Source organism: Rathayibacter caricis DSM 15933, assembly GCF_003044275.1.
Taxonomy (GTDB): Bacteria; Actinomycetota; Actinomycetes; order Actinomycetales; family Microbacteriaceae; genus Rathayibacter; species Rathayibacter caricis.
The window spans coordinates 3,278,427-3,304,387 of record NZ_PZPL01000001.1; the positions used below are offsets into that span (position 1 = coordinate 3,278,427).

Here is a 25,961-nt window from a genome sequence, read left to right on the forward strand (position 1 = left end):
CTTTCGGGTCTTCGGCGGCCGGGAGTCGCTGCGGCGAGGGGGCCGGGGCGTGGCGCCGGATCAGTGTAGACGGTGCTGCGGAAGCGTTCGGGGAGCCGCGCGGAGGGGTGTCATCGGCGTGCCGCGAGGGCCGAGTCGACGAGGTCGACGAGCCGCTCCGAGCCGTCGCGGACGCCGACCGTGGCGGCACGGCGGCCCATGGCCTCGAGCCGGGCGGGGTCCTGCAGCAGCGGGACGAGCCCGCCCTGCACCCAGCCGGGGAGGAAGGCGGCGTCCTCGACCAGGAGCGCTCCCCCGGCCTCGACGACGCCCCGGGCGTTGAAGCGCTGCTCGCCGTTGCCGACGGGGTAGGGGACGTAGACCGCGGGCAGGCCGAGCGCGCTCAGCTCGCTGACGGTCGCCGCTCCTGCTCGAGAGACGGCCACGTCGGCGGCCGAGAGGGCGAGGTCCATCCGGTCGCAGTACGGGAGGAGGTGGTAGCCGGGGAGACCCGGATCGGAGATCTCGGCGCGGTCGCCGGTGATGTGCAGGATCTGGACGCCGGTGGCGAGGATCACCGCGGCCGACGCGTGCACCGTGGCGTTGATCCGCCGGGCGCCGAGCGAGCCGCCCGTCACGAGCAGAGTGGGGCGCCCGGCGTCCAGCCCGAACGCCGCGATCGCCTCGTCGCGCCCGGCGGAGCGGTCGAGGTCCGCGATCTCGCGGCGCAGCGGCATGCCGACCACGGTCGCGTGCGGCAGCGGAGTGCCCTCGAACGCGACACCGACGAAGCGGGTGCCGCGGGCGCCGAGCCGGTTCGCGAGGCCCGGGCGGGCGTTCGCCTCGTGCACGACGTACGGCACGCGGGCGCGGCGGGCGGCGAGGTAGGCGGGAGCCGCCGCGTAGCCGCCGTAGCCGACCACGACGTCGATCCGTCGGTCGCGGATCGTGCGCACGACGCCGTTGATCGCGGCCTTGAGCGCGCCGGGGAAGCGCAGGACCGCGGCGTCCGGCCGCCGCGGGAAGGGCAGCCGGGGGATCACCGACAGCTCGTAGCCGCGGAGCGGGACGAGGCGGGCCTCGAGTCCCTCCGCGGTGCCGAGCACCAGGACCTCGGCGTCCGCGTCGCGTGCGCGGATCTCGTCGGCGGTCGCGAGCAGCGGATTCACGTGGCCGGCGGTGCCTCCGCCGGCGAGCAGGTAGCGGGTCACTTCGCAGCGGCCTTCCGCGAGCGGCGGGGCGCACCGAGGTGCGGCAGTCCGGTCGTCTGGTTGCGGGAGAACGAGAGCACGACCCCGATGGCGAGCAGTGAGCTGAGCAGGGCGGTGCCTCCGGAGGAGATGAGCGGGAGCGGTACGCCCAGGACCGGCAGGACCCCGAGCACCACACCGATGTTCACGAAGGCCTGGCCGATGAGCCAGACCATGACGGCCGCCGTCGTGACGCGCACGAAGGGGTCGGTCGCGGCGTGGATGATGCGGAAGAAGGCGACGGACAGCACCACGAACAGCGCCAGCACGACGATCGCGCCGATCAGGCCGAGCTCCTCGCCGATGATCGCGAAGATGTAGTCGTTGTCGGCCGCGGGGAGCCACGACCACTTCGCCTTCGAGTTCCCGAGCCCGACGCCGAAGACGCCGCCGGAGGCCATCGCCCAGGTGCCGTGCAGGGGCTGCCAGCAGGACGTCTCGTACTGCCCGGGCCCCGAGCAGTCGCCGAGGAAGGAGAAGATGCGGGTGCGGCGGTTCTCGGTCGAGATCGCGAAGAGGACGGCTCCGGCCGCGCCGATGAGCACGATCGGTGTGAGCACCCGCATCGGCATCCCGGCGTAGAACAGCGCGGCGAGCACGATGCCCGCCATGATCACGACGGTTCCGAGGTCCCCTCCCGCGAGCACCAGCATGATCGCGGATCCGGCGACGAGCAGGACCGGGACGAGCGCGCTCTTCCACTCCGTCACCGCTCGGAAGCGCCGAGCGAGCAGCAGACCGAGCCAGAGGGCGAGGCCGAGCTTGAGGATCTCGGAGGGCTGCAGCGTGAAGGCGCCCAGCTTCAGCCAGTTCTTGTTGCCGCCTGTACCCACTCCGAGCGGGGAGACGAGGACGAGCAGCTGCAGGACGCAGCCCGCGCCGAGCAGCCACGGCGTCGACCGCTTGAGCAGGGTGAGCGGGACGCGCGAGACGAGGAGCATCAACGGGATCCCGGCCAGCGCGAACACGCCCTGGCGGAGGAACCCTCCGAACGAGTCGGCGCTCGACCGGAACGAGGTCACCGAGGAGGAGGAGAGGACCATGGTCAGCCCGAACAGCACCAGGAACAGCGTGGTGCCGAACAGGAGGTAGAAGTTCGGCGACTCCGAGGCGAAGACCTTCGCGAGGACGACGCGCGCGGTGCGCACCCCTCCACGCTCCTTCGCGGACCGGCCGCTCTCGGGCTTCGCGCCCTGCGGACCCCTGCCGGCGTCAGTGCGGGAGCGGCCCGTCGTCGGAGCGGTCATCGGCCCCTCCTCCCAGATACGTCTCGACGGCCGCAGCGAACGAGCGGCCCCGCGCCGCGTAATCGCGGAACTGGTCCATGGATGCTGCGGCGGGTGCGAGCAGGACGACGTCGCCCTCCAGGGCGAGCACCGCGGCGGCCTCGACGGCCGTCTGCATCACCGCCCCAGTGTCATCCGGGACCACCTCGGTGACGGGGAGTTCGGGCGCGTGTCGCCGGAATGCCTCGAGGACCGCGACGCGGTCGACTCCGATCACCACGGCGCCCCGGAGTCGATCGACATGGGCGGCGACGAGGGCGTCGACGTCGACGCCTTTGAGCAGGCCGCCGACCAGCCAGACGACCGACGGGTAGGCGCGGAGCGACGCGTCGGCGGCGTGCGGGTTGGTGGCCTTCGAGTCGTCGATCCACGTCACTCCGGAGCGCTCGGCGACGACCTGGATGCGGTGCGCGTCGAGCTCGAAGACCGCCAGGGCGCGGCGGATCGCGCCCGGCTCGATGCCGCAGGCCCGCGACAGGGCGGCGGCGGCGAGGACGTTCTGCACGATGTGCGGAGCGGCGAGGTGGCGGGCGGCCAGTTCGTCGACCGTCGCGATCTCGATGGCGCTGCTGTGCCGGTCCTCCAGGAACGCGCGGTCGCAGAGGATGCCGTCGACGATGCCGAAGTCGCTGGGCCCGGGCACGCCGAGTCCGAAGCCGATCGCCCGAGCGCCCTCGATCACCTCGGCGTCGAGCACCATCTGCTCGGTGGCGGAGTCGGCGCGGTTGTACACGCAGGCCACCCGCGTGTTCGCGTAGACCTTGGCCTTCGCGTCGCGGTACGCCTCGAACGAGCCGTGCCAGTCGAGGTGGTCCTCGGCGATGTTGAGGCAGGTGGACGCGATCGGCTCGATCGCGTCGAGGTAGTGCAGCTGGTAGCTCGAGAGCTCGACGACGAGCACGTCGAAGCCCTGCGGATCGCGCACCGCGTCGAGGACCGGGACGCCAATGTTCCCGCAGGGCGCGGCCCGGAGCCCGCCGGCGACGAGCATCGTCGCGGTCAGCTGGACCGTGGTGGTCTTGCCGTTCGTACCGGTGACGAGCACCCAGTCGGCCGGGGTGCCGTCAGCGCGCACGACCTTGTCGCGCACGCGCCAGGCGAGCTCGACGTCGCCCCACACCGCGGTGCCTCTCGAGGCGGTCCACTCGAGGATCGGATGCGTCGGCCGGAAGCCGGGCGAGACGATCACGAGCTCCGGGTCGAACGCGACGAGCTCGTCGGGCACGGTGTCGAGGCTCTCGGCGCGGTGGAGGCGGGCGCCGATCACCTCGAGCAGTCGCTCGCGCTCCTCGTCCGCGCGGTCGGCGAGGACCAGGACCTCCGCCCCGAGCTCGGTCAGGGTGTCGGCGACGGAGAAGCCCGTGACTCCGAGCCCCAGGACCGCGACGCGGAGCCCGCGCCAGTCGGAGTGCCAGCTGCGGAGGGAGTCGAGGCGGTCGGCGGGTGCGGAGTCGGTCATGCCAGGGAGAGCCATTCGAGGTAGAAGAGCCCGACGCCGGCGGCCACGAGGATGCCGGCGATGATCCAGAAGCGGACCACGACGGTGATCTCGGCCCATCCTTTGAGCTCGAAGTGGTGGTGGAGCGGGCTCATCAGGAAGATGCGCTTGCCCCGGGTCAGCTTGAAGTAGATCCGCTGCACGATCACCGATCCGGTGACGATGACGAAGAGCCCGCCGATGAGGATGACGAGCAGCTCGGTGCGGGTCAGGATCGCCAGCGCGGCGAGGGCGCCGCCGAGGCCCAGCGAGCCGGTGTCACCCATGAAGATCTGCGCCGGCGAGGTGTTCCACCAGAGGAACCCGACGAGCGCCCCCGAGATGGCCGCGGCGATGATCGCGAGGTCGAACGGATCGCTCACCGTGTAGCACTTGTCGGCGACCTCGGGATTGAGCTGCGCGTCGAAGCACCACTGGTTGGACTGCCAGAAGCCGATGATGACGTAGGAGCCGATGGCGAGGATCGAGGATCCCGTCGCAAGTCCGTCGAGACCGTCGGCGACGTTCACGCCGTTCGACGTGCTCGTGACGATGACGCAGATCCACAGCACGAACAGACCGATGCCGATCCAGCCGAGCGAGGCGAAGTCGAACGGCAGGTCCCGGATGAACGAGATCGACGTCGACGCGGGAGTCAGCCCGTTCTGGTCGCGCACCATGATCGCGATCACCGCGAAGCCCGCGGCGACGATCACCTGGCCCGCGATCTTCGCCCAGCCGCCGAGACCCAGGCTCCGCTGGTTGCGGGTCTTGAGGAAGTCGTCGAGGAAGCCGACGAGGCCGAGGCCGACCATCATGAACAGCACGAGCAGCGCCGAGGGCGCCACGGCGCGGTTCCCGAACAGCATGCCGAGGAAGTACCCCGCCACGGTCGCGATGATGATGACGATCCCGCCCATCGTGGCGGTGCCGTGCTTCACGTGGTGCGACTTCGGTCCGTCCTCGCGGATGAACTGGCCCCACTGCAGCCGGTGGAAGAGCCGGATGAACAGGGGAGTCAGGAGAAGGGTGAACGCGCCCGAGAAGGCGCCGGCCAGAAGGAGTGCTCTCATCGGTGTCGCTCTCCCAGTCGGTCGCCGAGGAATCGCAGCCCGGCCGAGTTCGAGGACTTCACCAGGACGGTGTCGCCGCTCTGCAGGTAGTCCTCGAGGAACGCGTACGCGTCGTCCGCGCTGTCGACGAAGACGGACTCGCCGCTCCACGACCCCTCGCGCTCCGCCGCGATGTGGATGCGCCTCGCTCCGGCGCCCACGACGACGATCTGCGAGAGGTTCAGGCGGACGGCGTGCAGGCCGATGCGGTCGTGCTCCTCGTCGGCCCACTCCCCCAGCTCGCTCATCTCGCCGAGGACCGCGACCGTGCGGCCCCCGGGCTTCGCGATCTGCGCCAGCGTGCGCAGCGCTGCCGCGGTCGAGTCCGGGCTCGCGTTGTAGGCGTCGTTGACCACCACGACGTCCGACCCGCCGAGCACCTGCATCCGCCAGCGCTCGGCGAGCGTGACGGTCGAGAGCGCCTCGACGATCGCCGGCAGCGGGACGCCGACCGAGAGCGCGGCGGCCGTCGCGGCGAGGGCGTTCATGACGTGGTGCTCGCCCAGCACGCGCAGCAGCAGCTCGGCGCGGCCGGCCTCGCGGCCCTCGCCCTCGCGCACGACGATCGTGAACCGGGTGCCCTCCGCGGAGGGCTCGACGTCGACGGCGCGCACGTCGGCCCGCTCGCCGCGGCCGAACCAGAGCACGCGGGCGGCCGTGCGATCGGCCATCGTGGCCACACGCCCGTCGTCGGAGTTGAGGACCGCGACGTCGTCGGCGGTGAGATCGGCGACCATCTCGGTCTTCGCCTCGAGGGTGCGCTCGATGCCGCCGAACTCGCCGGCGTGCGCGAGGCCCACCGCGAGGACCACCCCGACGTCCGGCTTCGCCATGCGGACCAGGCGCCGGATCTCGCCGACGGCGCTGGCGCCCATCTCGGCGACCAGGAACCGCGTCGACTCCGACACCTGCAGCATCGTGATCGGCGCACCGACCTCGTTGTTGAACGAGCCGCGCGGGGCGACGGTCTCGCCGACGCGGTGGAGGATCGTGCGGAGGAGGTTCTTCGTCGTCGTCTTGCCGTTGGACCCGGTCACGCCGACGACGGTCAGCCCGCCGAGCGCACGGACGCGCCGGACGACCTCCGTCGCGAGGGCGCCGAGCGCCTGCACGGAGTCGTCGACGAGCACCTGCGGCACGTCGAGATCGAGCGGGCGCTCCACGATCAGGAGGGCGGCGCCGTTCTGCACGGCGGCCGGCGCGAAGAGGTGCCCGTCGGTGTGCTCCCCGCGCTTGGCGACGAAGATCCCGCCGGGGCGGATCTCGCGGGAGTCGGTCTCGGTGGCTCCGTCGACGAGCGTCGACGCCGTCGAGGAGGGGCCGGCGAGGTGCAGGCGTCCGGCGACGGCCTCGGCGACCTCGGTGAGGGTCATGGCGATCATCTAGAGCCAGCCCGCCTCACGCAGAGCCAGACGGACGTCGTCCCTGGCCGAATACGGCATGTGCACTCCTGCAACCTCCTGGTAGTCCTCGTGGCCGGGTCCGGCGTAGAGGATCGAATCCCCCTCGCGCGCGAGCGCGACGGCGGCGCGCACGGCGGCGCGCGGGTCGGGGATCTCGTGGATCTCCCGGTCGGGTGACGCCTCCCTCGCCGCACGGAGGAGGACGTCGCGGATCGCGGCGGGGTCCTCCCAGCGGGGGTGGAAGTCGGTGACGACGACGACGTCCGACAGCCTGGCGGCGATCGCGCCCATGTCGGCGCGCTTGGTCGGATCGCGGTCGCCGTCGGCCCCGAACACCATGATCAGGCGACCAGGCGTCAGTGCCCGCAACGCCTCGAGAGCGTTCTGGAACGCATCGGGAGTGTGGCCGTAGTCGACGTAGACGCGCGGACCGCGCTCGCCCGAGACCCGCTCGGCGCGACCCGGGATGTAGACGTCGAGGACGCCCTCCTCGAGGGCGTGGGCGATGGCTCCGAGGTCGAAGCCGGACTCGACCAGCATCACGATCGCGAGGGCGGCGTTGGCAGCCATGTACCAGCCGATGAGCGGCACGGTCACCTCGACCGAGCGGTGCTCGGGCCCGTCGAGCCGGAAGGTCGTCTGCTCGGTCGTCCCCGCGACGACGGTCATCGTCCAGTCCGCGGGGACGTCGGGGGCGACTCCGACCGCCGGGGAGCTCGCGAGGGTCGCGACGGGGATGCGCGAGCGCTCGGCCAGCTCCCGGCCCCAGGTGCTGTCGACGGTCACCACGCCGCGACGTGCACGGTCGGGTTGGAAGAGATCCGCCTTGGCCTCGAAGTAGTGGGCCATGTCGGAGTAGTCATCGAGGTGGTCGTGGCTCAGGTTCGTGAAGCCGACGACGTCGAAGACGACGCCGTCGATGCGGTGCCGGGTCAGCGCCTGGGCGGACACCTCGATCGACACGGCGCGGACGGCCGACTCGCGCATCCGTGCCAGGAGCGCGTGCAGCTCACTGGCCTCGGGGGTGGTCAGGGAGCTCGGCACGGCAACGTCGCCGATGCGGCGCTCGGCCGTCGAGCTGAGACCGGACACGACTCCGAGACGGCGCAGGAGGGCGTCGAGAAGGTAGACGACGCTCGTCTTGCCGTTCGTGCCGGTGACGCCGAACAGGGTGGGCACGTCCTCGCGGGTGCGGTGGATCCAGGAGGCGACGTCGCCGAGGGCGGCGCGCGGATCGGGGGTGACGAGGACGGGCAGTCCGCTCGCCGCGGCGAGGGCCGCGCCCTCCTGGTCGGTCAGCACGGCCACGGCGCCCGAGGCGGCGGCGTCGGAGGCGAACGCGGCGCCGTGCACACTCCGGCCGGCGACGCCGACGTAGAGGTCGCCGGACTCGACCTGACGCGAGTCGAGCGTCACTCCGCTCACCTCGACGCCCTCCGTGCCCGGAACGGCGCGGAGCGAGAACTCGGACACCAGCTGCGAGAGCGACCTCGGGACCGGATGCTCGGGTCGGAGGGAGGACTGCGGGCGAGTGACGTGCAATGCCCGCTCTTTCTCTCGTGGTGGTGCGATCACCACGTCGTGGGGTAGCTCACGGCGGGGACCGTCGACGGCTCCACCCGGTTGGTCTTCAGCACCTGGGTCATGACCTGCTGGAAGACCGGGGCGGTCGCCTGGGACGTGTTCATCTTAACCGGATCGGCGATGGTGACCGTCACGACGTACTTCGGGTCCTCTGCGGGAGCGAGCCCCGCGAGGGAGACCGTGTAGCTCGAGGAGTAGCCGCCGTCGCCGTCCGGCTGCTGAGCCGTTCCGGTCTTCGTCGCGATGTTGTAGCCGTCGACGTGGATGTAGTCGGCGAGCCAGCCGTCGGTGTAGTGGGTCTGCAGCATGTCGACGACGTCGTGCGCGGCTCCGGCCGAGACGACCTGCGTGCCCGTCGCGTCCGGGACGTCGACGACGGTCCCGTCGGCCGTGGTGCAGCCGGCCACCAGCTGCGCCGGGAGGCGCACTCCGTCGTTCCCGAGGGTCTGGTAGATGCCCGCGACCTGGATCGCCGTGGCGGAGACGCCCTGGCCGAACATGGTCGTGTAGTTGGTCTGGCCGTCCCAGTCCTGGTAGTCGCTGAGCAGGCCGCCGGACTCGCCGGGGAACCCGACCGCGGTCGGAGCGTCGAGCCCGAACTTCAGCATGTAGTCGTAGCGCTGCTTAGCCGACAGCTTCGAGCCGATCGTCGCGATGCCCACGTTCGACGAGTCCTTGAGGATCCCGGTCAGCGTGTAGTTCGTCGGCGTGTGCGCGAAGTCGTCGCTGAACGAGACGCCGTTCTTCTCGAAGGTGTCGGGCGTCACCACGTGGGTCGTCGGCGTCGCGAGCCCCTGGTCGATCAGCATCGCGGCCGTCATGGGCTTGAACGTCGATCCGGGCTCGAACGGGCTCTGGAACGCGCGGGATCCGCGATCGGCCGCGGCGCTGGCCGTGACGTCGTTGGGGTCGACGGTCGGGGTCTCGGCGACGGTGAGCAGCTTGCCGGTCTCGACCTCCTGCACGACGACGATCCCGTAGCTGCCGCCGACCTCGGCGACCCGCTGCGACAGCACCTGCTGCGCGTAGTACTGCAGATCGGAGTCGATGGTCAGCTGCACCTGCCCGCCGTCGACGGCGGGCGTCTCGGCGACGGTGCTGCCCGGGATCCGGACGTAGTCGGCGCTGCGCTCGAAGCTCTCGGAGCCGTTCTTGCCGGCGAGGCACGAGTTCTCGGTGTACTCCACGCCCTCCTGAGCCGCACCGTCGGCGCCGACGTAGCCGATCAGGTTGCCGGCCACCGCGCCGTTGGGGTAGGTCCGCCCCTGCTGCGTCTCGAAGTAGAGCCACGGGATGTCGAGCGCGACCAGCTTCTGGTAGGCCTCGAGGTCCAGGCCCTCGGCCAGCACGAGGTAGTTTGCCTTCGCGTTCTCGGCCAGCTCGGCGTCGACGAGGCCCGTCACCTGCTCCACGCTCTGGCCGGTGATCGCACCGATCTCGGCGGCGGCCTGCTCGATGCTGACCACGACCTCCCGACCGTCCGGCATCTCGCGGGGGAACTCGGCGACGTTGCGCGGTGACGTGGTCAGCCGGTAGCGGGTCGTCGTATCCGCGAGGACGGCCCCCGCACGATCGACGATCGCACCGCGGGTGCCGTAGGTGACGCTGCTGCTCGACTGGCTCTCGGCGGCCGCGTCGGTCAGCTCGTTCGCGCGGACGATCTGGATGTCGACGAGCTTGCCGATGAACAGGCCCACGACCGCGGCGATCACGAGGAACGTGACGGCGGTGCGGCGTCGGCTGGAGCGGTTCTGTCTCACTGCGGCGGTGTCCTTCTGCGTCCGGGCGGGGTGGAGCCGTTCGTCGTGTGCTGGTCGGAGCGGCCGGGAGGCCTGGCCGGTCAGTGCGTGATCGGGGCGGGCAGCTCGCCCTGCAACGGTACGGCCGAGGCCGCTCCGGCGGCGGACGACGCGCTCGCGGCGGCTGGAGCGGCCTCCGCGCCGGCGGGGAGGATCAGGGCGTTCGGCACGAGCGCGGCGGCGCCCGCGGTGCCGACCTCGCTGGCGGAGGCGGAGGCGGGGTCGCCCAGCACGGCGCCGTCCGACAGGCGGAGGTAGACGGGAGCGGTGTTCGCGACCATGCCGAGACCCTGCGCGGCGGTCGCGAGGTTCTGCGGCGAGCTCAGCGTGTCGACCGCGTCCTGCTTCTCGGCGTTGCTGCGGGTGAGCGTCTTCTGCTCGGTCTGCAGCGCCGCGATCTGGTACGCGCCCTGCGACAGGCCCACGCTGACGAGGAGCTGCACCACGATGATCGCGAACAGGCCCGCCACGGCGACGATCCCGTAGACGAGCTTGGGGCGCGGTGCGCTCGCTGCGGCCGGGACCGCCTCGATGCGGGGCCTCTCGGACGGTTCACCCGGACGGGCCGGGCGGGTGTGCTCGATGACGGCGGGGTCGATGACGGCGGTGGCGCTCACGCGGTCCTCCTGATCCTCTCGGCCGCGCGCAGACGCACGGGTGTTGCTCGGGGGTTTCGGGCCTTCTCCTCGTCGGACGCCAGTTCGGCGCCGCGGAGGACGAGTCGGAACTCGGGTCGGTGCTCGGGCAGCTCCATCGGCAGCCCCGCGGGGGCCGTCGAGGACGATGCGGCCTGGAGTGCGCGCTTGACGATGCGGTCCTCGAGCGACTGGTAGGCCTCCACGACGATCCGGCCGCCGACGGCGACGCGGTCGAGTGCGGCGGGGATCGCGCGCTCGAGGACCGACAGCTCCTGGTTGACCTCGATGCGCAGCGCCTGGAAGACGCGCTTGGCGGGGTGGCCGTTGCGCTGGATCGCGACCGGCGTCGCGGCCTGGATGATCTCGACCAGTCGGCCGGAGCGCACGATCGGCGCCTCCCTCCGCGCCTCGACGATGCGCTTGGCGTAGCGCTGCGCGAGGCGCTCCTCGCCGTACTCGTGGAAGATGCGGCGGAGCGCGCTCTCGTCGTACTCGGCCAGGATCGTCTCCGCCGTGAGCGGCGCCGTGGCGTCCATCCGCATGTCCAGCGGCGCGTCCTTGGAGTAGGAGAAGCCCCGCTCCGTCTCGTCGAGCTGCAGCGAGGAGACGCCGAGGTCGAAGAGCGCCCCGTCGATCTCGTCGATCCCCAGCTCGTCGAGCACCTCGGGCAGCTCGTCGTAGACGGCGTGCACGAGGTCGATCCGCGAGGAGTGCGCGGAGAGCCGCTCCCCCGCCAGCGCCAGCGCCTCGGGGTCGCGGTCGAGACCGACGAGGTGCAGGCCGGGGAAGCGCTCGAGCAGGGCGAGCGAGTGCCCACCCATGCCCAGGGTCGCATCCACCAGCACGGCGCCGTCGCGCTCGATCGCCGGAGCGAGGAGCTCGACGCAGCGCTCGAGGAGCACGGGCAGGTGGCGCTCCTCGGTCGGGCGCACCTGCTTCTTCTCGGTGTCGTCTGCCATGGCGGTCCCGCCGTCCTGTTCCTGCTGCCCGATCCCCATCCATCTCACGACCGGACACCGGGGAAGGTGCGTCCGGGCGCCGAGTGGCTGGGAGTCGCGCGGCAGGAGCTAGAACAGTCCGGGGATCACCTCCTCCTGGGTGTCGGAGAAGACGGACTCCTGCTCGGTCAGGTACGCGTCCCAGGCGTCCTGCGCCCAGATCTCGGCACGGTTGCCCGCGCCGATGACGGTGAGGTCGCGGTCCAGGCCCGCGTAGGCGCGCAGCGGCGCCGGCAGCGTGACGCGGTTCTGCTTGTCGGGCGTCTCGGCGCTCGCGCCCGAGAGGAACACGCGGAGGAAGTCGCGGGCCTGCTTGCTGGTGACCGGCGCCTGGCGGATCTTCTCGTGCATCGTCTCGAACTCGCTCTGGCTGAAGACGTAGAGGCACCGCTCCTGACCGCGCGTGACGACGACTCCGGAGGAGAGCTCGTCGCGGAACTTGGCGGGGAGGATCACGCGGCCCTTCTCGTCGAGCTTGGGGGAATAGGTGCCGAGGAACACGGACGTCCCCCCACTTCTTCCGGCCCGGATGGTGTGTCCTCCACAGTACTCCACTTCCCCCCACCCACAACCCGCGGCGCGCGGCGACGCACCGGTTTCTCCCCGGTCATCCGCGGGATCGCGCGGCGGAGCACGGGTGGAGCGCAGTGGAGGGACTGAGCGCTCAGAGGGAGGGTCCGGGCATGAAAAAAGGGCCGATCCGTGAGGATCGACCCTGTGGGTGGTGCGGAGTGGGGTGTCAGCCGCGACCGTCGCCGCGGTTGTCCCATCGATCGTTCAGACGATCCATGAAGGTGGAGTTCGGACGCGCTCCGGTGGACCGGGGCTTCGCGGGACGGGCCGCGCCGGGCAGTCCGGGCTCCTCGACTCCCCCGGCGGCCGGGCGCATGGCCACGACGACTCCGGCGAGCATGACGGCGAAGCCGCCGACGCCGACGAGCGGGACCTGGACGATGACGCCGGTCACGAGGATCGCGAGTCCGAGGAGCGAGAGGAGGATGCCGAGCACGAGTGCCCGGTAGTTGGTGCCGCCGCGCCCCTTGCTGACCGCCGCCACGAAATCGGCATCGTTCTGATAGAGGTTGCGCTCCATCTCGTCGAGGAGCCGTTGCTCGTGCTCGGAAAGCGGCATCTTGACCCCTTCGAGGGTGCGGCGCCGATCCTCTCGGGAGCGACACCAGGTTGGCGACACGGTGTGGTCGACGGGGCGGGTGGCGCTTCAGTGTAGACCGAGCCCGGCACAGGCGCTAGGCGGCGTCGATGCATAGGCTGGTCAGGTGAACAACAGCACTCGTCTGGTCGATCGCGTCCAGCTCCGAATCGATGGATTCCTCGCCGGGCGCACGCCAATTCTGCGCTCGATCGGAGAGGACGTCTCCGCCCTCGGCGACCTTTCGCGGGACTTTCTCAGCGGCGGGAAGCGGTTCCGAGCGCGCTTCTGCGAGGCCGGCTGGACGGCCGTCTCGGCGGTCCCCAGCGAGGCCCATCCGAGCGGTTCCGACCCCGTCGCGAGCGTGGGCGCCGGACTCGAGCTGTTCCACGCCGCGGCCCTGGTCCACGACGACGTGATCGACAACTCCGACACCCGCCGGGGCGCCCCCTCGGCGCACCGCCGCTTCACCGGGATGCACTCGGCCGGCGGCTGGGCCGGCTCGGGCGACGAGTTCGGCCGCTCCTCCGCGATCCTGCTCGGAGACCTGCTCCTGGTGTGGTCGGACGAGATCTTCGCCGACGCGGAATGGGCCCTGGAGGACCGCACCAGCGCCGGGCGCGCGAGGACCGAGTTCAATCTGATGCGCACCGAGGTCACGCTGGGCCAGTACCTCGACATCCTCGAGGAGAGCGCGTGGGCCGGTCACGACGAGCAGGAGCACCTCGCGCGGGCCGAGCGCGTCGTCGTCTACAAGAGCGCGAAGTACAGCATCGAGGCGCCGCTCGCGATCGGCGGCTCCCTCGGTGGAGGCGACGACGCCCAGATCGACGCCCTCCGGCGTTTCGGTCTCCCGCTGGGCATCGCGTTCCAGCTGCGCGACGACGTCCTCGGCGTCTTCGGGGACCCGGCCCTCACCGGCAAGCCCGCGGGCGACGACCTGCGCGAGGGGAAGCGGACGATGCTGCTCGGCCTCGCCCGCGCGGGCTCCTCCGCCTCGGCGCGCGACGCTCTCGACGCCGTCGTGGGTCGCAGCGACGCCGGCGCCGAGGACATCGCCCGCGCGCAGACGATCGTCGCCGAGAGCGGAGCCCTGGACCGGCTCGAGGAGCGGATCGGCCGCGACGTCGAAACGGCGCTGGCGGTGCTGCCCGGATCGCCTCTGCGCGAGGAGGGACTCGACGAGCTGCGGGACCTCGCGGCCCGGGTCAGCGTCCGGACCGCCTGAGCCGGGAGGCGCTCACGGCGCCGCCGAGCGGATCAGGCCAGGGCCTGGGCCACGCGGCGCACCTCAGCCTTGCGGCCAGCCTGCAGGGCGAGGACCGGGCTCGTGCCCAGGCTCTCCTCGTCGGCGAGCAGCCACTCGACGGCCTCGTCGTCGGAGAACCCGGAGTCGGACAGCAGGATCGCCGTTCCGCGGATCTCGGACATCGGCTCCCCGTCGCGGAGGAACACGGACGGCACGACGAGCTTGCCGTCGCGGCGCGTGGCGAGCAGGTGGCGCTCCTCGAGCATCCGGCGGATGCGGCTGACGCCGAGGCCGGTGCGCTCGACGAGGTCGGGAACGGTCAGCCACTCGATCTCGGAGGCGGTCGAGGACGGGGCGGGGGCGGACGAGTCGGTCACCCCTCAAGAGTGCCACGCCGCGCGCCTCCGAGCACTCCCGTCCGGGTCGCGCGGGGCGCCGCTCCCGCGTTGCACACGGGTTCGCCGAACGGTCTTGCCTAGACTCGTCGCGTGACCACCAGCCAGCTCGACCCCCTCCTCGGCCGTCTCGTCGACGGCCGCTACGAGGTGCGCTCGAGGATCGCCCGCGGAGGCATGGCCACGGTCTACCTCGCGACCGATCAGCGCCTCGAGCGTCGCGTGGCGATCAAGGTGATGCACGGCCACCTCTCCGACGACGCGACCTTCAAGAACCGCTTCGTGCAGGAGGCCCGCTCGGCCGCTCGACTGGCGCACCCCAACGTCGTGAGCGTCTTCGACCAGGGGCAGGACTCGGACATGGCGTACCTCGTCATGGAGTACCTGCCGGGAATCACCCTGCGGGATCTGCTCAAGGAGCGGGGGCGCCTCACCGCCCAGCAGGTCGTCGACATCATGCACTCGGTGCTGTCGGGCCTCGCCGCGGCGCACCGTGCGGGCATCCTGCACCGCGACCTCAAGCCCGAGAACGTGCTGCTGGCCGACGACGGCCGGATCAAGATCGGCGACTTCGGGCTCGCCAGGGCCGCGTCGGCGAACACCGCGTCGGGGCAGGCGCTGCTCGGCACGATCGCCTACCTCTCCCCCGAGCTCGTCACCCGCGGCACGGCCGACACCCGCAGCGACATCTACGCCATCGGCATCATGATCTACGAGATGCTCACCGGCGAGCAGCCGTTCACCGGCGAGCAGCCGATGCAGATCGCCTACCAGCACGCCAACGACTCGGTGCCCTACCCGAGTGCGAAGGTCGCCTCCGTCCCGACGTCGCTCGACGAGCTCGTGCTCTGGGCGACGGAGCGCGATCCGGACATGCGTCCGCGCGACGCCGGGGTGATGCTCGCGCAGCTGCTCGAGGCCGAGCGGCTGATGGGCATCACGCCCACGGACCGCCGGGTCGCCGACACCCAGGCCGTCACCCCTCTGCCCGAGTCGGCCCCGCCGCCCGCGACGACCGCGCTCTTCGATGCGGCGACTCCGGGCCAGACGACGGTCCTCGACGGACCCGGGAGCGAGGCCGAGGTCGTCGAGGACGACGACGAGACCGCCGTCGCCCGGCTCGCCGCGAAGCGGAAGGTCCGGCGCCGACGAGGCGTGCTCCTGGTCGTCGCCGTGATCCTCCTCGCCCTCCTCGGCGGCGGCACCGCCTACTGGTTCGGCGAGGGCCCCGGCGCGCTGCGCACCATCCCGAGCGTGGTCGGCCTCCCGCAGGACGACGCCGTCGAACTGCTCGAGTCCAGCGGACTGCGGGCGGAGCAGGAGCAGGCGCCCGACCTGACCGTTCCTCCGGGCACGGTGATGAGCTCGAACCCGGCGCCGGACCAGGCGATCCACAAGGACTCAGTCGTGACGCTCGTCGTCTCCAGCGGCCCCCGGCAGCTCGAGGTCCCGGTTCTCACCGGTCTCACGGAGGAGGAGGCGACCGCGGCGATCACCGCAGCCCCGTTCGCCCTGGGCGACACGACCCGCGTGTTCGACGGGGACGTCGACGAGGGACGGGTCATCTCGGCCGCCCTCCCCGACGGCTCGCCGCTCCCGCCCGTCCTCGCCGAGCAGTCGACGATCGCCCTGACCGTCAGCCTCGGGTCGATCCCGAACGTCGTCGGGATGACCGTCGAGGAGGCGACCGCGGCGGCGAAGGACGCCGGCCTCGCCCTCGACCGCAACGGGGAGGACTGGAGCGACACCGTGCCCGCCGGCGTCGTCCTCATCCAGGCGAACCCGGAGGCTCCGGCCACCACCGGCGGCACGATCTCGGTCGTCGTCTCCAAGGGCCCGGAGCCGGTCGCCGTGCCGAACGTCGTCGGTCTGACCCGCGACGAGGCCAAGGCCGCACTCGACGCCGTCGACCTGACGTGGAGCTACTCCCTCTCGACCCTCGGCGCGCTCATCGACGCCGCCCCGAACGAGATCACGAGGGTCACCGCGCAGTCGGACCCCGCCGGCGAGGCCGTGCAGCGCGGCACCTCCATCCAGCTGTCGATCACCATCACGACGTAGCCGTTCGCGATCGGGGTCCCCGCCCCCGATCGCCGCGGTCGGCTTCCCGGGACGGTCGGGTCCTGTAGAGCGGGTCGCGACCGCCTAGCGCGGATCGCTGGTACGCGATCCACCCGTTCGCCTCGAGGAGGGGACGATTCGGATGCCTGAGAGTCCATCGGACTCGGACCCCCGGTGATCGAGTAGCCCTCGGAGAGGGCGTATCGAGATCCACGACCTTCAGAAGCGCGGGTCTCGATACGCCGCTCCGCGGCAGACGCTCTCGTTGATCGAGTAGCCCTCGCAGAAGGCGTATCGAGATCCACGACCTTCAGAAGGGCGGGTCTCGATACGCCTCTCCGTGGCAGACGCTCGTTGATCGAGTAGCCCTCGCAGAGGGCGTATCGAAATCCACGACCTTCAACAGTGTGGGTTTCGGTACGCCGCTGCGCGGCTACTCGACCAGCGAGCTTCCGCTGATCGAGTAGCCCTCGGAGAGGGCGTATCGAGATCCACGGCCGCCAAAAGGAGGAGGACCGCCTCGCCGAGGTGGCGCTCAGACGGCGGAGCCGCGGAGTTCCTCCGCCACGAGGAAGGCGAGCTCGAGGGACTGCATGTGGTTGAGGCGGGGATCGCAGACCGACTCGTAGCGGGTCGCGAGGGTGGCCTCGTCGATCTGCTCCGAGCCGCCGAGGCACTCGGTGACGTCGTCGCCGGTGAGCTCCACATGGATGCCGCCCGGGTGGGTGCCCGCGGCGCGGTGCGCCTCGAAGAAGCCCTTGACCTCGTCGACCACGTCGTCGAAGCGACGGGTCTTGTAGCCGGTGGGCGTCGTCAAGCCGTTGCCGTGCATCGGGTCGGTGACCCAGAGCGGCAGGGCGTCGCTCGACTTGACCGCCTCCAGCAGCGGGGGCAGGGCGTCCCGGATCTTGCCCGCTCCCATCCGCGTGATGAAGGTGAGGCGACCGGGCTCGCGATCCGGGTCGAGCTTGTCGATCAGCTCGAGCATCGTCTCGGGGCTCGTCGAGGGGCCGAGCTTCACGCCGATCGGGTTGCGCACGCGCGACAGGAAGTCGACGTGGGCGCCGTCGAGCTCGCGGGTGCGCTCGCCGATCCAGATGAAGTGGCTGGACGTGTTGTAAGGGGTCCCAGTACGCGAGTCGATCCGCGTCATCGGGCGCTCGTAGTCCATCAGCAGGCCCTCGTGGCCCGTGTAGAACTCCGTGCGCTTCATGCCCTCGAAGTCGGCTCCGCACGCGACCATGAACTTCACGGCGCGGTCGATCTCGCGGGCGAGCTGCTCGTAGCGCTGGTTCTGCGGGTTCTCGGTGAAGCCCTTGTTCCAGTAGTGCACGAGCCGCAGATCGGCGAAGCCGCCCTGCGTGAAGGCCCGGATGAGGTTCAGGGTCGACGCGGCCGTGTGGTACCCCTGCACGATCCTGCGCGGGTCAGCGGTGCGCGACTCCGGAGTGAAGTCGTAGCCGTTCACGATGTCGCCGCGGTAGGCGGGCAGCGTGACGTCGCCGCGGGTCTCGAGATCGCTCGAGCGGGGCTTCGCGAACTGCCCGGCCATGCGGCCCATCTTGATGACCGGCATGCTCGCACCGTAGGTCAGGACGACGGCCATCTGCAGCACCGTCTTGACCCGGTTGCGGATCTGGTCGGCCGTGGCACCGGCGAAGGTCTCGGCGCAGTCGCCGCCCTGGAGCAGGAACGCCTCGCCGCGCGCCGCGGCGCCGAGGCGTTCGCGGAGCTGGTCGACCTCGCCCGCGAAGACGAGCGGAGGCAGCGCGGCGATCTCGGCGGACGCGGCACGGACCGCCTCGGCGTCGGGCCACTGCGGCTGCTGCTTGATCTCGAGCTCGCGCCAATAGTCCAGGCCGGCGACCACGGAGGGGGCGGCGAGGACGTACGGTTCGTTCGGATCGATGACCACGGGGGTTCCTGGTTCTGACGGGCGCCGGGAGGCGCGCGAGCGGGTACCGCCCGGTCGGACGGCAGCGGTTGACGAGCTTATCGCCTCGCGGGACGCCTCCGAGGAGGAGGCCTCCGCGCACAGCCGGCGGTCAGCGGACGAGCGCGGCGCGCTTCTCCTTGACCGACGTCGCGTAGACGTCGAGGTACTCCTGGCCGCTCAGGGCGAGGAGCTCGTACATGATCTCGTCGGTGATCGAGCGGAGGATGAAGCGGTCGCCCTCCATGCCCTCGAAGCGGCTGAAGTCGAGCGGCTCGCCGAAGACGATGCCGATCCGGCCGAGCTTGGGCAGCCGGCTGCCGATCGGCATGATCCGCGCCGTGTCGACCATCGCGACGGGCACGACGGGCACGCGCGCCTCGAGGACCATCCGCGCGACGCCGGTGCGTCCGCGGTACATCCGGCCGTCGGGGCTGCGGGTGCCCTCGGGATAGATGCCGAGCGCCTCCCCGCGCGCGAGGACGCGGAGCCCGGTGTTGAGGGACGCCTCGGAGGCCTTCCCGCCGGAGCGGTCGATGGGCAGCATCCCCGTGGCGGTGAAGAACAGGCGCGTCGCCCAGCCCTTCAGGCCCTTGCCGGTGAAGTAGTCGCTCTTGGCGAGGAAGACCATGTTGCGGTCGATCACGAGCGGCAGGAACACCGAGTCGATGAACGAGAGGTGGTTGCTCGCGAGGATCACTCCGCCGGTCTGGGGCACCCGGTCGGCGTTCACGACCCACGGACGGAAGATCGTCTTCAGGAGCGGTCCCGCCACGATGTGCTTCATGAACCAGTAGAACATCGTGCGGCTCCTCAGCGAGTGCAGGGTCGGGGGTGGGGCGGGTGGAGCGGGGTCAGAGCGAGTTCGCGTGGAGGCGGGCGAGGTCCGCCGCGCCGACCACCCCGGCGTCGTTGACGAGCTCCGCGATGCGGAACTCGGGCTCGGGGTGGTAGCCGCGCGCCGGCAGGTTGTCGAGGTACGCCTGACGGATCGGGTCGAGCAGCAGGTCACCGGCCTGCGCCACTCCCCCGCCGATCACGAAGAGCTGAGGGTCGAGGACCGCGCTCAGGCTGGCCGCGGCCTCGCCCAGCCAGTGGCCGAGCTGGCGGAGCGCCGCGAGGGCGCCGAGGTCGCCCGCGACGATGAGGTCGGAGATGATGTGGCCGTTGAGCTCGCCGCCGTTCCGGCTGCGGGCGTCCGCGATGCCCTGTCCGATGCCGCCGGCGTCGGCCAGCTCGCCCGCGAAGCGCTGCAGGGCGCGACCGGAGCCGTACTGCTCGATGCAGCCGCGGGCGCCGCAGCCGCACGGCAGCCCGCCGGGGACGACGCGCATGTGCCCGACCTCCGCGGCCGCGCCGAAGCCGCCGCGCAGCAGGCGGTCGTTGATGACGATCGCTCCGCCGACGCCCGTGCCGATGGTGAGCATGACCATGTCGCTGACCAGGCGGCCGGAGCCGTAGCGGAACTCGGCCCAGCCCGCGGCGTTCGCGTCGTTCTCGATGATGATCGGCAGATCGATCCGCGCCGAGAGCTTCTCGCGGAAGGGCTCGTTGCGCCAGTTGATGTTGGGGGCGTAGTAGACGATCGACTGGGAGGCGTCGATGAAGCCGGCGGCGGCCACTCCGACCGCGGCGACATCGCCGGGCGCGAGGCCTTCGCGCAGGCGCTGGACCATCTCGACGACGACGTCGACGATCAGCTCGGGGTGCCCGGCGGGAGTCGGCTGGCGGTCCTCGCGGAGGATCGCGCCGAACTCGTCGACCAGCGCCCCTGCGATCTTCGTGCCGCCGATGTCGATCCCGATCGCGTGCACGCGAACCGCCTTTCCTCCGCCGTCGGCGCATCCGCGCCGGTGGAGCCGCCTTCTCCGGCGACTGGATCGAGTGTAGTGACCGCGGACAGCGCGCAGGCTCAGGCGGGCCGGGCACCGGAGGAGCCCGCATCGCGACCACCGGCCGGATCGTTACCCTGAACGGATCCACAGCTTCGATCCCGCCGATAGAGTGGGCTCGACGTTCGTTCAGGTGCCGAAGGAGTTGCCGTGGAACAGTTCGATTCACCCGCCGTGGTGGCCGCCGATCCTCAGGCGAACGCCGCCGATCTGCTGCTCGACCGGGTCCGCGAGACCCCCGACCGCGTGCTGTTCGCCCTGCCCGAGGGCGGAGGCTGGCGCGACGTCACCGCGCAGGAGTTCCTCGACCAGGTGACGGCTCTCGCGAAGGGCCTCGTCGCCGCGGGCATCGAGCCCGGCGAGAAGATCGGGCTGATCTGCAAGACGCGCTACGAGTGGACGCTGATCGACTTCGCCGTCTGGTTCGCCGGCGCGATCCTCGTCCCGGTCTACGAGACCTCCTCGCCCGCCCAGGTGCAGTGGAACCTGACCGACTCCGGTGCCCACGCCGTGATCGTCGAGACGGCGGATCACTTCGCGCGGCTCGACGAGATCCGCGCCGACGTCCCGGACGTCCGCATCGCCTGGCAGATCGGGCTCGGCGACCTCGACAAGCTCGCCGCGCGCGGAGTCGACGTGCCGGACGCCGAGATCGAGCGCCGCCGCTCGCTCGCCACCGGCTCCGACATCGCCACGATCATCTACACCTCGGGATCGACCGGGCGGCCCAAGGGCTGCATCATCCGGCACTCGAACTTCGTCGAGCTCAGCCGCAACTCCGCCGTCGCGCTCACGGAGCTGATCCACCAGCCGGGCGCTTCGACGCTCCTCTTCATCACCACTGCGCACGTGTTCGCCCGCTTCATCTCGGTCCTCTGCGTGCACGGCGGAGTGAAGGTCGGCCACCAGGCCGACACCAAGCAGCTCCTCCCCTCCCTCGCCTCGTTCAAGCCGACCTTCCTGCTCGCGGTCCCCCGCGTGTTCGAGAAGGTCTACAACTCGGCGGAGCAGAAGGCCGAGGCCGGAGGGAAGGGGAAGATCTTCCGCCGGGCCGCCGACGTCGCCGTCGCGCACTCGATCGCCGTCGAGGCCGGGTCGGTGCCGCTGGCGCTCAAGCTGCAGTACCTGCTGTTCGACCGCCTGGTCTACTCGAAGCTGCGGGCGGCGATGGGCGGCAACGTGAAGTACGCGGTGTCGGGCTCGGCACCGCTCGGCGACCGGCTCGGGCACTTCTTCCACAGCCTCGGGATCAAGATCCTCGAGGGCTACGGCCTGACCGAGACGACCGCGCCCGCGAGTGTGAACCGCACCGAGCTGTTCAAGATCGGCACCGTCGGACCGGCCATGCCGGGGGCGTCCATCCGGATCGCGGCGGACGGCGAGATCCAGGTGCGGGGCATCTGCGTCTTCGGCGGGTACTGGAACAACGAGCAGGCGACGGCGGAGTCGTTCGACGGCGAGTGGTTCCGCACGGGCGACCTCGGCTCGCTCGACGAGGACGGGTACCTGCGCGTCACCGGCCGCAAGAAGGAGATCATCGTCACGGCCGGCGGCAAGAACGTCGCGCCGGCGGCGCTCGAGGACCCGATCCGCGCGAATCCGCTGGTCAGCCAGGTCGTGGTGGTCGGGGACCAGCGGCCGTTCATCGCTGCGCTCGTCACGCTCGACAGCGAGATGCTGCCGACGTGGCTCGGCAACAACGGGCAGGATCCGACGCTCTCCCTCGACGACGCGGCCGTCAACCCGGCGGTCCTCGCCGAGATCCAGCGCGCCGTCGACCACGCCAACGGGTCCGTCTCGCGCGCGGAGTCGATCCGCAAGTTCGTGATCCTGCCGACCGAGTTCACCGAGGCGAGCGGCCACCTGACGCCGAAGATGAGCATCAAGCGCGCCGTGATCCTCTCGGACTACGCCGACACGATCTCCGCGCTCTACTCCGCCGCCCCGGCCACGGAGGGCATCAGCCTCCGCTGAACGGCGGTGCCGCCCGGTGCTCGGGCGGCACCGGTTCTGCGTCCGACGAGCGGTCGGATGCAGAGCCGCAGGTGTGAGTGGCGGTCAGCGACGATGGCGGCTGAGCTGCACTTCTGGCCGAGGTTGTGCTCGTCAGAGACCGACCACAGTGACGTGGATCTCGATACGCCCGCTCCGCGGGCTACTCGATCAGCAGCAGAAGCCCGATCCGACCGGCCACCGCGGGCTCCACCGAAGGTCGAGCCGTATCCGGGAAAGCGCGTGTCAGCGCTTTCCCGTCGGCGAACGCAGGACGCTCTGCGGAACGCGCCCCTCCGCGCGAGCCGACCGCGGGACGCCCGGCAAGGACGGGCGTCCGAATCGACTCAGAACCAGGGGGACTCGCGGACGTCCTTCATCGCGGCGCGGCGGTGCTCCTTGGAGAGGCGGTCGAGGTAGAGGCGGCCGTCGAGGTGGTCGCACTCGTGCTGCAGGGCCTGCGCCATCAGGCCGTCGCCCTCGAGGACGACCTCGTTGCCGTCGAGGTCGGTTCCGCGGACCTTGGCGTGCGGGTAGCGGATCGCCGGGTACCAGAGGTTGGGCACCGAGAGGCAGCCCTCGTCGACCGGTTGCGGCTCGCCGGTCAGCTCGACGATCTCGGGGTTCAGGATGTACCCGATGACGCCGTCGACGTTGTAGCTGAAGGCGCGGAGGTTCACGCCGATCTGAGGGGCGGCGACGCCGGCGCGTCCCGGCGGACGGACGCTGTCGACGAGGTCCTCGACCAGTCCGCGGATCCCGTCGTCGATCGCCTCGATCGGTGCCGACGGGGTCTTCAGGACGGGATCGCCGAAGATCCGGATCTGGCGTTCGGTCATGTGGTGCGCTCCCTCAGGGCCTCCTCCGCTTTCAGGAGGGCGTTCTCGACGACTTCGCTCGCCGCCGGGTGCGGCCAGTACTGGCTGCGGGCGAGTCCGTGGATGCCGCGTCCGACGCTGGCGGCCTGGACGAGCGGCTGAATGAGGATACTCGCCTGCGGGCCCATCAGGTGCGCGCCGAGCAGGGCTCCATCGAGCCCGACGACCAGGATGCAGACGCTGGAGTCGTCCTCGAGTGCCCAGCCGAAGGCGGTGGAGCCGTACTCCTGGCTGACCGAGATCGCGGCGACGCCGGCGTCCTCCGCGTCGGCCAGCGTCATGCCGAAGTGGGCGATCTGGGGGTGAGCGAAGATCGCTCCGGGCACGGGCGAGAGCGTGTTCCGCTGAGGGTCGTCCGGGTGCAGGAGGTTGTGGGCGACGATCCGCGCCTCGTGGTTCGCGACGTGCTTGAGCTGCCACTCCGACGAGACGTCTCCGAGCGCGTAGAGACCGGGGACGGCCGCACCGGCCGAGAGGACCCGCTGCTCGAGGTCGACCGCGACCCGTCCGTCCGGATGCAGATCGATCCCGACGGAGGCGGCGGCGAGGGTGTCGCTGTTGGGGTCGCGCCCGAGGGCGACGAGCAGGACGTCCGTCTCGACGCTCGACCCGTCGCTGAACGTGACGACGAGCCCGCCGTCGCCCGCGTCGACCTGCTCGGCGGTGACGCCGGTGCGGACGTCCCAGCGCTCGCGGGCGATCGTGGTGAACCGCCGCGCGATGTCCTCGTCGAGCGAGCGGAGAAGGCGGTCGCTCCGGACGGCGACGGTGACCGCGGTGCCGAAGGCGGAGAAGACGTGGGCGAACTCGACTGCGACGGCTCCGCCTCCCAGGATCACCATCCGCTCGGGGAGCTCGTCGAGGCGCATGATCGAGGACGAGTCATGGATGCGCGCATCGGGCGCGTACGCCGCCAGCAGAGGGCGGGGCCGGGAGCCGGCAGCGATGACGACGCGGGGCGCGCTGATCCGGGTGCCGCTCGCGCTCACCAGCACGTGCGGACGGGAACCGTCGCCGAGCGACTCGAAGCCGAAGCTCTCGCGCAGCACGGTGACGTTCGGGGATCGCTCGTCCCGGTACTCGAGTCCGGCCCGGCTGATCGTGTCGGTCCGGCCGAAGACGCGATCGCGGACGGCCGCCCACTCGGGTCGCGCGACGGCTCCTCGCACACCGATGGGCGCTCCCTGGTCGACGTCGGTGACCACGTCGGCCACGTGCACGAACATCTTGGTCGGGATGCAGCCCGCGTTGAGGCAGGTGCCGCCGAACCACTCCCCGTCGTCGAGGAGCGCCACGCGGGAGTCGTCGTACTCGGGACCGACGATCGAGTTGCCGGATCCGGCCCCGATGACGATCAGATCGAACTGCTCGGCGGCGTCGACCGCCGCCTCAGGCACGCCGGACCGGCATGCCCTCGACGACGAGCGCGGCCAGCAGTCGCGCCGCGTCCTTCGTGGCCGGACGCAGGTGCTCCCACTTCACGACCGAGCCGGCGGCCAGCACCGGGTCGTACGGGATGCGGACGATGTCGCGCACCCGCGAGCGGAAGTGCGACTCGATCTCCTCGAGCTTCACGAGGCTCGTCCCCTGCGTGGCGGTGTTCAGGGCGACGACGGCGTTCTTCACGAGAGCGCCGTGGCCGTTCGCATCGAGCCAGGTGAGGGTCTCGGAGGCGAGGCGCGCCTCGTCGATGCTCCCGCCCGACACGATGACGACCGTGTCGGCCCGCTGCAGCGTCGGACGCATCACGGAGTGGACTATGCCGGTTCCGCAGTCGGTGAGCATGATCGAGTAGAACCGCTCCACGAGGTCCGCGACCACGTTGTAGTCGTCCTCGTCGAACGCCTCGGACAGCATCGGGTCGGTGTCGGAGGCGAGGACGTCCAGTCGGGTCTCGTCGCGCGACACCATCGTCGAGAAGTCGGTGAAGCCGGTGACTCCGGACGCGCGGTTGACGACGTCGCGGACGGTCGCGCGGGTCTGCTTGGGCACGCGCTCGGCGAGAGTGCCCCGGTCGGGATTGGCGTCGACCGCGATGATGCGGTCCTCGCGGGCGTCGGCCAGCGCCATGCCGAGAAGGGTCGTGACGGTCGTCTTGCCGACGCCGCCCTTGCGGGTCATCACCGGCACGAAGCGGGTGCCGCCCTCGAACTGGCGGCTGATCCGCTCCCCCATCGCCTTCCAGGCCTGCTCCTTCGCGGAGTCGCCGAGGTTCACGGTGTGGAACGTCACGGCGTAGACGAAGCGGTTCCAGCCGGAGGTCGGCGCGGGGCGCGTGCGGCGGTTCACCTCGAGGAGGCGGTCGGCCGTCAGCATCGACGATGATTCGGGGCCGGAGGCGGAACCGGAGGAGGATCCCGAACCGGACGACGCCTCGGACTCCGCCCGGAGACGGTCGCGCCGCGTGGCGCTGCGGGTCTGCTCGGCCGCGGAGGACTCGGCGGAGTCCGTGGCGGGAGTCTCTCCCCGGCCGCGCGGACGCTCGCCCGGCTCCTCGGGCAGCACGGAGACCTCGTCGCGCGAGGCGGACCCGGCGGACACGGGTCCGACGCCCGAGGCGGGGTCCGGCTCCGGAGGCGCGACGTGCGAGGAGCGGGACGGACGGGCCGAGGGGATGCCGAGCGTGCCGACATCGACGGAGTCGTCCTCGACGGGCGCCGGCGCGGTGGACCGCCGCCGCAGCGGCGGATCGACCCGCACGCCGTCGGGGATCCGGGTCGGAGCAGTGTCGCTCTCGCGGGGCACGTACTGCGTCGAGTCCCTCACCGCGTCGAGCGCGGTGCGGGGCACGGGGCCGGTGTCGGGCTGTTCGTCGTTGCGCTCATCCATGCGAACGAGCCTCCTTCCGCTTGCGGTCAGTGTACCGGCGGCCCGTTCGGGGGCGC

General features: G+C 71.2%; 21 protein-coding genes. 3 read left to right on the forward strand and 18 right to left on the reverse strand.

The window, feature by feature from the left end:
• Nucleotides 1–110: 110 nt before the first annotated feature.
• The 11 genes from C1I63_RS15275 to C1I63_RS15325 all read right to left on the reverse strand — a co-directional run bounded on the left by C1I63_RS15275 (nt 111) and on the right by C1I63_RS15325 (nt 12,658).
• Complete coding sequence (locus C1I63_RS15275) at nt 111–1,190, reverse strand: UDP-N-acetylglucosamine--N-acetylmuramyl-(pentapeptide) pyrophosphoryl-undecaprenol N-acetylglucosamine transferase (RefSeq protein ID WP_107575319.1); 1,080 nt, start codon at nt 1,188–1,190, stop codon at nt 111–113.
• Nucleotides 1,187–2,476, reverse strand: a complete 1,290-nt coding sequence (gene ftsW / locus C1I63_RS15280; protein WP_055794965.1) for a putative lipid II flippase FtsW — start codon at nt 2,474–2,476, stop codon at nt 1,187–1,189. The genes C1I63_RS15275 and ftsW overlap by 4 nt, the downstream gene beginning before the upstream one ends.
• Complete coding sequence (murD, locus tag C1I63_RS15285; protein ID WP_107575320.1) at nt 2,442–3,974, reverse strand: UDP-N-acetylmuramoyl-L-alanine--D-glutamate ligase; 1,533 nt, start codon at nt 3,972–3,974, stop codon at nt 2,442–2,444. The genes ftsW and murD overlap by 35 nt, the downstream gene beginning before the upstream one ends.
• Nucleotides 3,971–5,065 carry a phospho-N-acetylmuramoyl-pentapeptide-transferase gene (mraY, locus tag C1I63_RS15290; RefSeq protein ID WP_055794958.1) on the reverse strand — a complete coding sequence of 365 codons (1,095 nt, stop codon included), beginning with the start codon at nt 5,063–5,065 and terminating at the stop codon, nt 3,971–3,973. Before mraY ends, murD begins: the two co-directional genes overlap by 4 nt.
• Nucleotides 5,062–6,486: a UDP-N-acetylmuramoyl-tripeptide--D-alanyl-D-alanine ligase gene (locus C1I63_RS15295; RefSeq protein WP_107575321.1), complete on the reverse strand. Its 1,425-nt coding sequence runs from the start codon at nt 6,484–6,486 to the stop codon at nt 5,062–5,064. The genes mraY and C1I63_RS15295 overlap by 4 nt, the downstream gene beginning before the upstream one ends.
• Nucleotides 6,487–8,049: a Mur ligase family protein gene (locus C1I63_RS15300; RefSeq protein ID WP_055794952.1), complete on the reverse strand. Its 1,563-nt coding sequence runs from the start codon at nt 8,047–8,049 to the stop codon at nt 6,487–6,489.
• Nucleotides 8,050–8,078: 29 nt separating this feature from the next.
• Nucleotides 8,079–9,851 carry a peptidoglycan D,D-transpeptidase FtsI family protein gene (locus C1I63_RS15305; RefSeq protein ID WP_244907102.1) on the reverse strand — a complete coding sequence of 591 codons (1,773 nt, stop codon included), beginning with the start codon at nt 9,849–9,851 and terminating at the stop codon, nt 8,079–8,081.
• A gap of 80 nt (nt 9,852–9,931) precedes the next feature.
• A complete protein-coding gene (gene ftsL, locus C1I63_RS15310) occupies nt 9,932–10,507 on the reverse strand; it encodes a cell division protein FtsL (protein ID WP_055794949.1) in 576 nt (191 codons plus the stop codon).
• Nucleotides 10,504–11,487, reverse strand: a complete 984-nt coding sequence (gene rsmH / locus C1I63_RS15315) for a 16S rRNA (cytosine(1402)-N(4))-methyltransferase RsmH (RefSeq protein ID WP_107575322.1) — start codon at nt 11,485–11,487, stop codon at nt 10,504–10,506. The genes ftsL and rsmH overlap by 4 nt, the downstream gene beginning before the upstream one ends.
• A 108-nt stretch (nt 11,488–11,595) precedes the next feature.
• Entirely contained in the window at nt 11,596–12,027 is a 432-nt protein-coding gene (gene mraZ, locus C1I63_RS15320; protein ID WP_055794943.1) for a division/cell wall cluster transcriptional repressor MraZ, read from the reverse strand.
• Nucleotides 12,028–12,265: 238 nt separating this feature from the next.
• Nucleotides 12,266–12,658 (reverse strand): DUF3040 domain-containing protein, encoded by a 393-nt coding sequence (locus C1I63_RS15325; RefSeq protein WP_055794940.1) that lies wholly within the window; start codon nt 12,656–12,658, stop codon nt 12,266–12,268.
• 145 nt (nt 12,659–12,803) lie between these two features.
• Here C1I63_RS15325 and C1I63_RS15330 point away from each other — a divergent pair, with 145 nt between their 5' ends.
• Entirely contained in the window at nt 12,804–13,904 is a 1,101-nt protein-coding gene (locus C1I63_RS15330) for a polyprenyl synthetase family protein (RefSeq protein WP_107575323.1), read from the forward strand.
• 32 nt (nt 13,905–13,936) lie between these two features.
• On the opposite strand, the gene C1I63_RS15335 is transcribed toward C1I63_RS15330, so the two are convergent.
• Nucleotides 13,937–14,302: an Rv2175c family DNA-binding protein gene (locus C1I63_RS15335; protein ID WP_230670389.1), complete on the reverse strand. Its 366-nt coding sequence runs from the start codon at nt 14,300–14,302 to the stop codon at nt 13,937–13,939.
• Between the two features lie 111 nt (nt 14,303–14,413).
• Between C1I63_RS15335 and pknB the strand changes: the two genes are divergently transcribed.
• Nucleotides 14,414–16,381, forward strand: a complete 1,968-nt coding sequence (gene pknB / locus C1I63_RS15340; RefSeq protein ID WP_107575324.1) for a Stk1 family PASTA domain-containing Ser/Thr kinase — start codon at nt 14,414–14,416, stop codon at nt 16,379–16,381.
• Between the two features lie 535 nt (nt 16,382–16,916).
• On the opposite strand, the gene C1I63_RS15345 is transcribed toward pknB, so the two are convergent.
• The 3 genes from C1I63_RS15345 to C1I63_RS15355 all read right to left on the reverse strand — a co-directional run bounded on the left by C1I63_RS15345 (nt 16,917) and on the right by C1I63_RS15355 (nt 20,128).
• Nucleotides 16,917–18,251, reverse strand: a complete 1,335-nt coding sequence (locus tag C1I63_RS15345; RefSeq protein WP_107575899.1) for a class II 3-deoxy-7-phosphoheptulonate synthase — start codon at nt 18,249–18,251, stop codon at nt 16,917–16,919.
• Between the two features lie 175 nt (nt 18,252–18,426).
• On the reverse strand, nt 18,427–19,116 hold the full coding sequence (locus tag C1I63_RS15350; RefSeq protein WP_055794930.1) for a lysophospholipid acyltransferase family protein: 690 nt from the start codon (nt 19,114–19,116) through the stop codon (nt 18,427–18,429).
• A 52-nt stretch (nt 19,117–19,168) separates the two neighbouring features.
• On the reverse strand, nt 19,169–20,128 hold the full coding sequence (locus C1I63_RS15355; RefSeq protein WP_055794927.1) for an ROK family glucokinase: 960 nt from the start codon (nt 20,126–20,128) through the stop codon (nt 19,169–19,171).
• Nucleotides 20,129–20,356: 228 nt separating this feature from the next.
• Between C1I63_RS15355 and C1I63_RS15360 the strand changes: the two genes are divergently transcribed.
• Nucleotides 20,357–22,180, forward strand: a complete 1,824-nt coding sequence (locus tag C1I63_RS15360; RefSeq protein WP_107575325.1) for an AMP-dependent synthetase/ligase — start codon at nt 20,357–20,359, stop codon at nt 22,178–22,180.
• 365 nt (nt 22,181–22,545) lie between these two features.
• Here the strand turns inward: C1I63_RS15360 and def are convergent, their stop codons facing one another.
• The 3 genes from def to C1I63_RS19990 are packed head-to-tail and all read right to left on the reverse strand — an operon-like array spanning nt 22,546 to nt 25,905.
• Nucleotides 22,546–23,037 (reverse strand): peptide deformylase, encoded by a 492-nt coding sequence (gene def / locus C1I63_RS15365; protein WP_056867283.1) that lies wholly within the window; start codon nt 23,035–23,037, stop codon nt 22,546–22,548.
• Entirely contained in the window at nt 23,034–24,473 is a 1,440-nt protein-coding gene (locus tag C1I63_RS15370; RefSeq protein WP_107575326.1) for a mycothione reductase, read from the reverse strand. The genes def and C1I63_RS15370 overlap by 4 nt, the downstream gene beginning before the upstream one ends.
• On the reverse strand, nt 24,466–25,905 hold the full coding sequence (locus C1I63_RS19990) for a MinD/ParA family ATP-binding protein (protein ID WP_211315629.1): 1,440 nt from the start codon (nt 25,903–25,905) through the stop codon (nt 24,466–24,468). Before C1I63_RS19990 ends, C1I63_RS15370 begins: the two co-directional genes overlap by 8 nt.
• Nucleotides 25,906–25,961 lie beyond the last annotated feature (56 nt).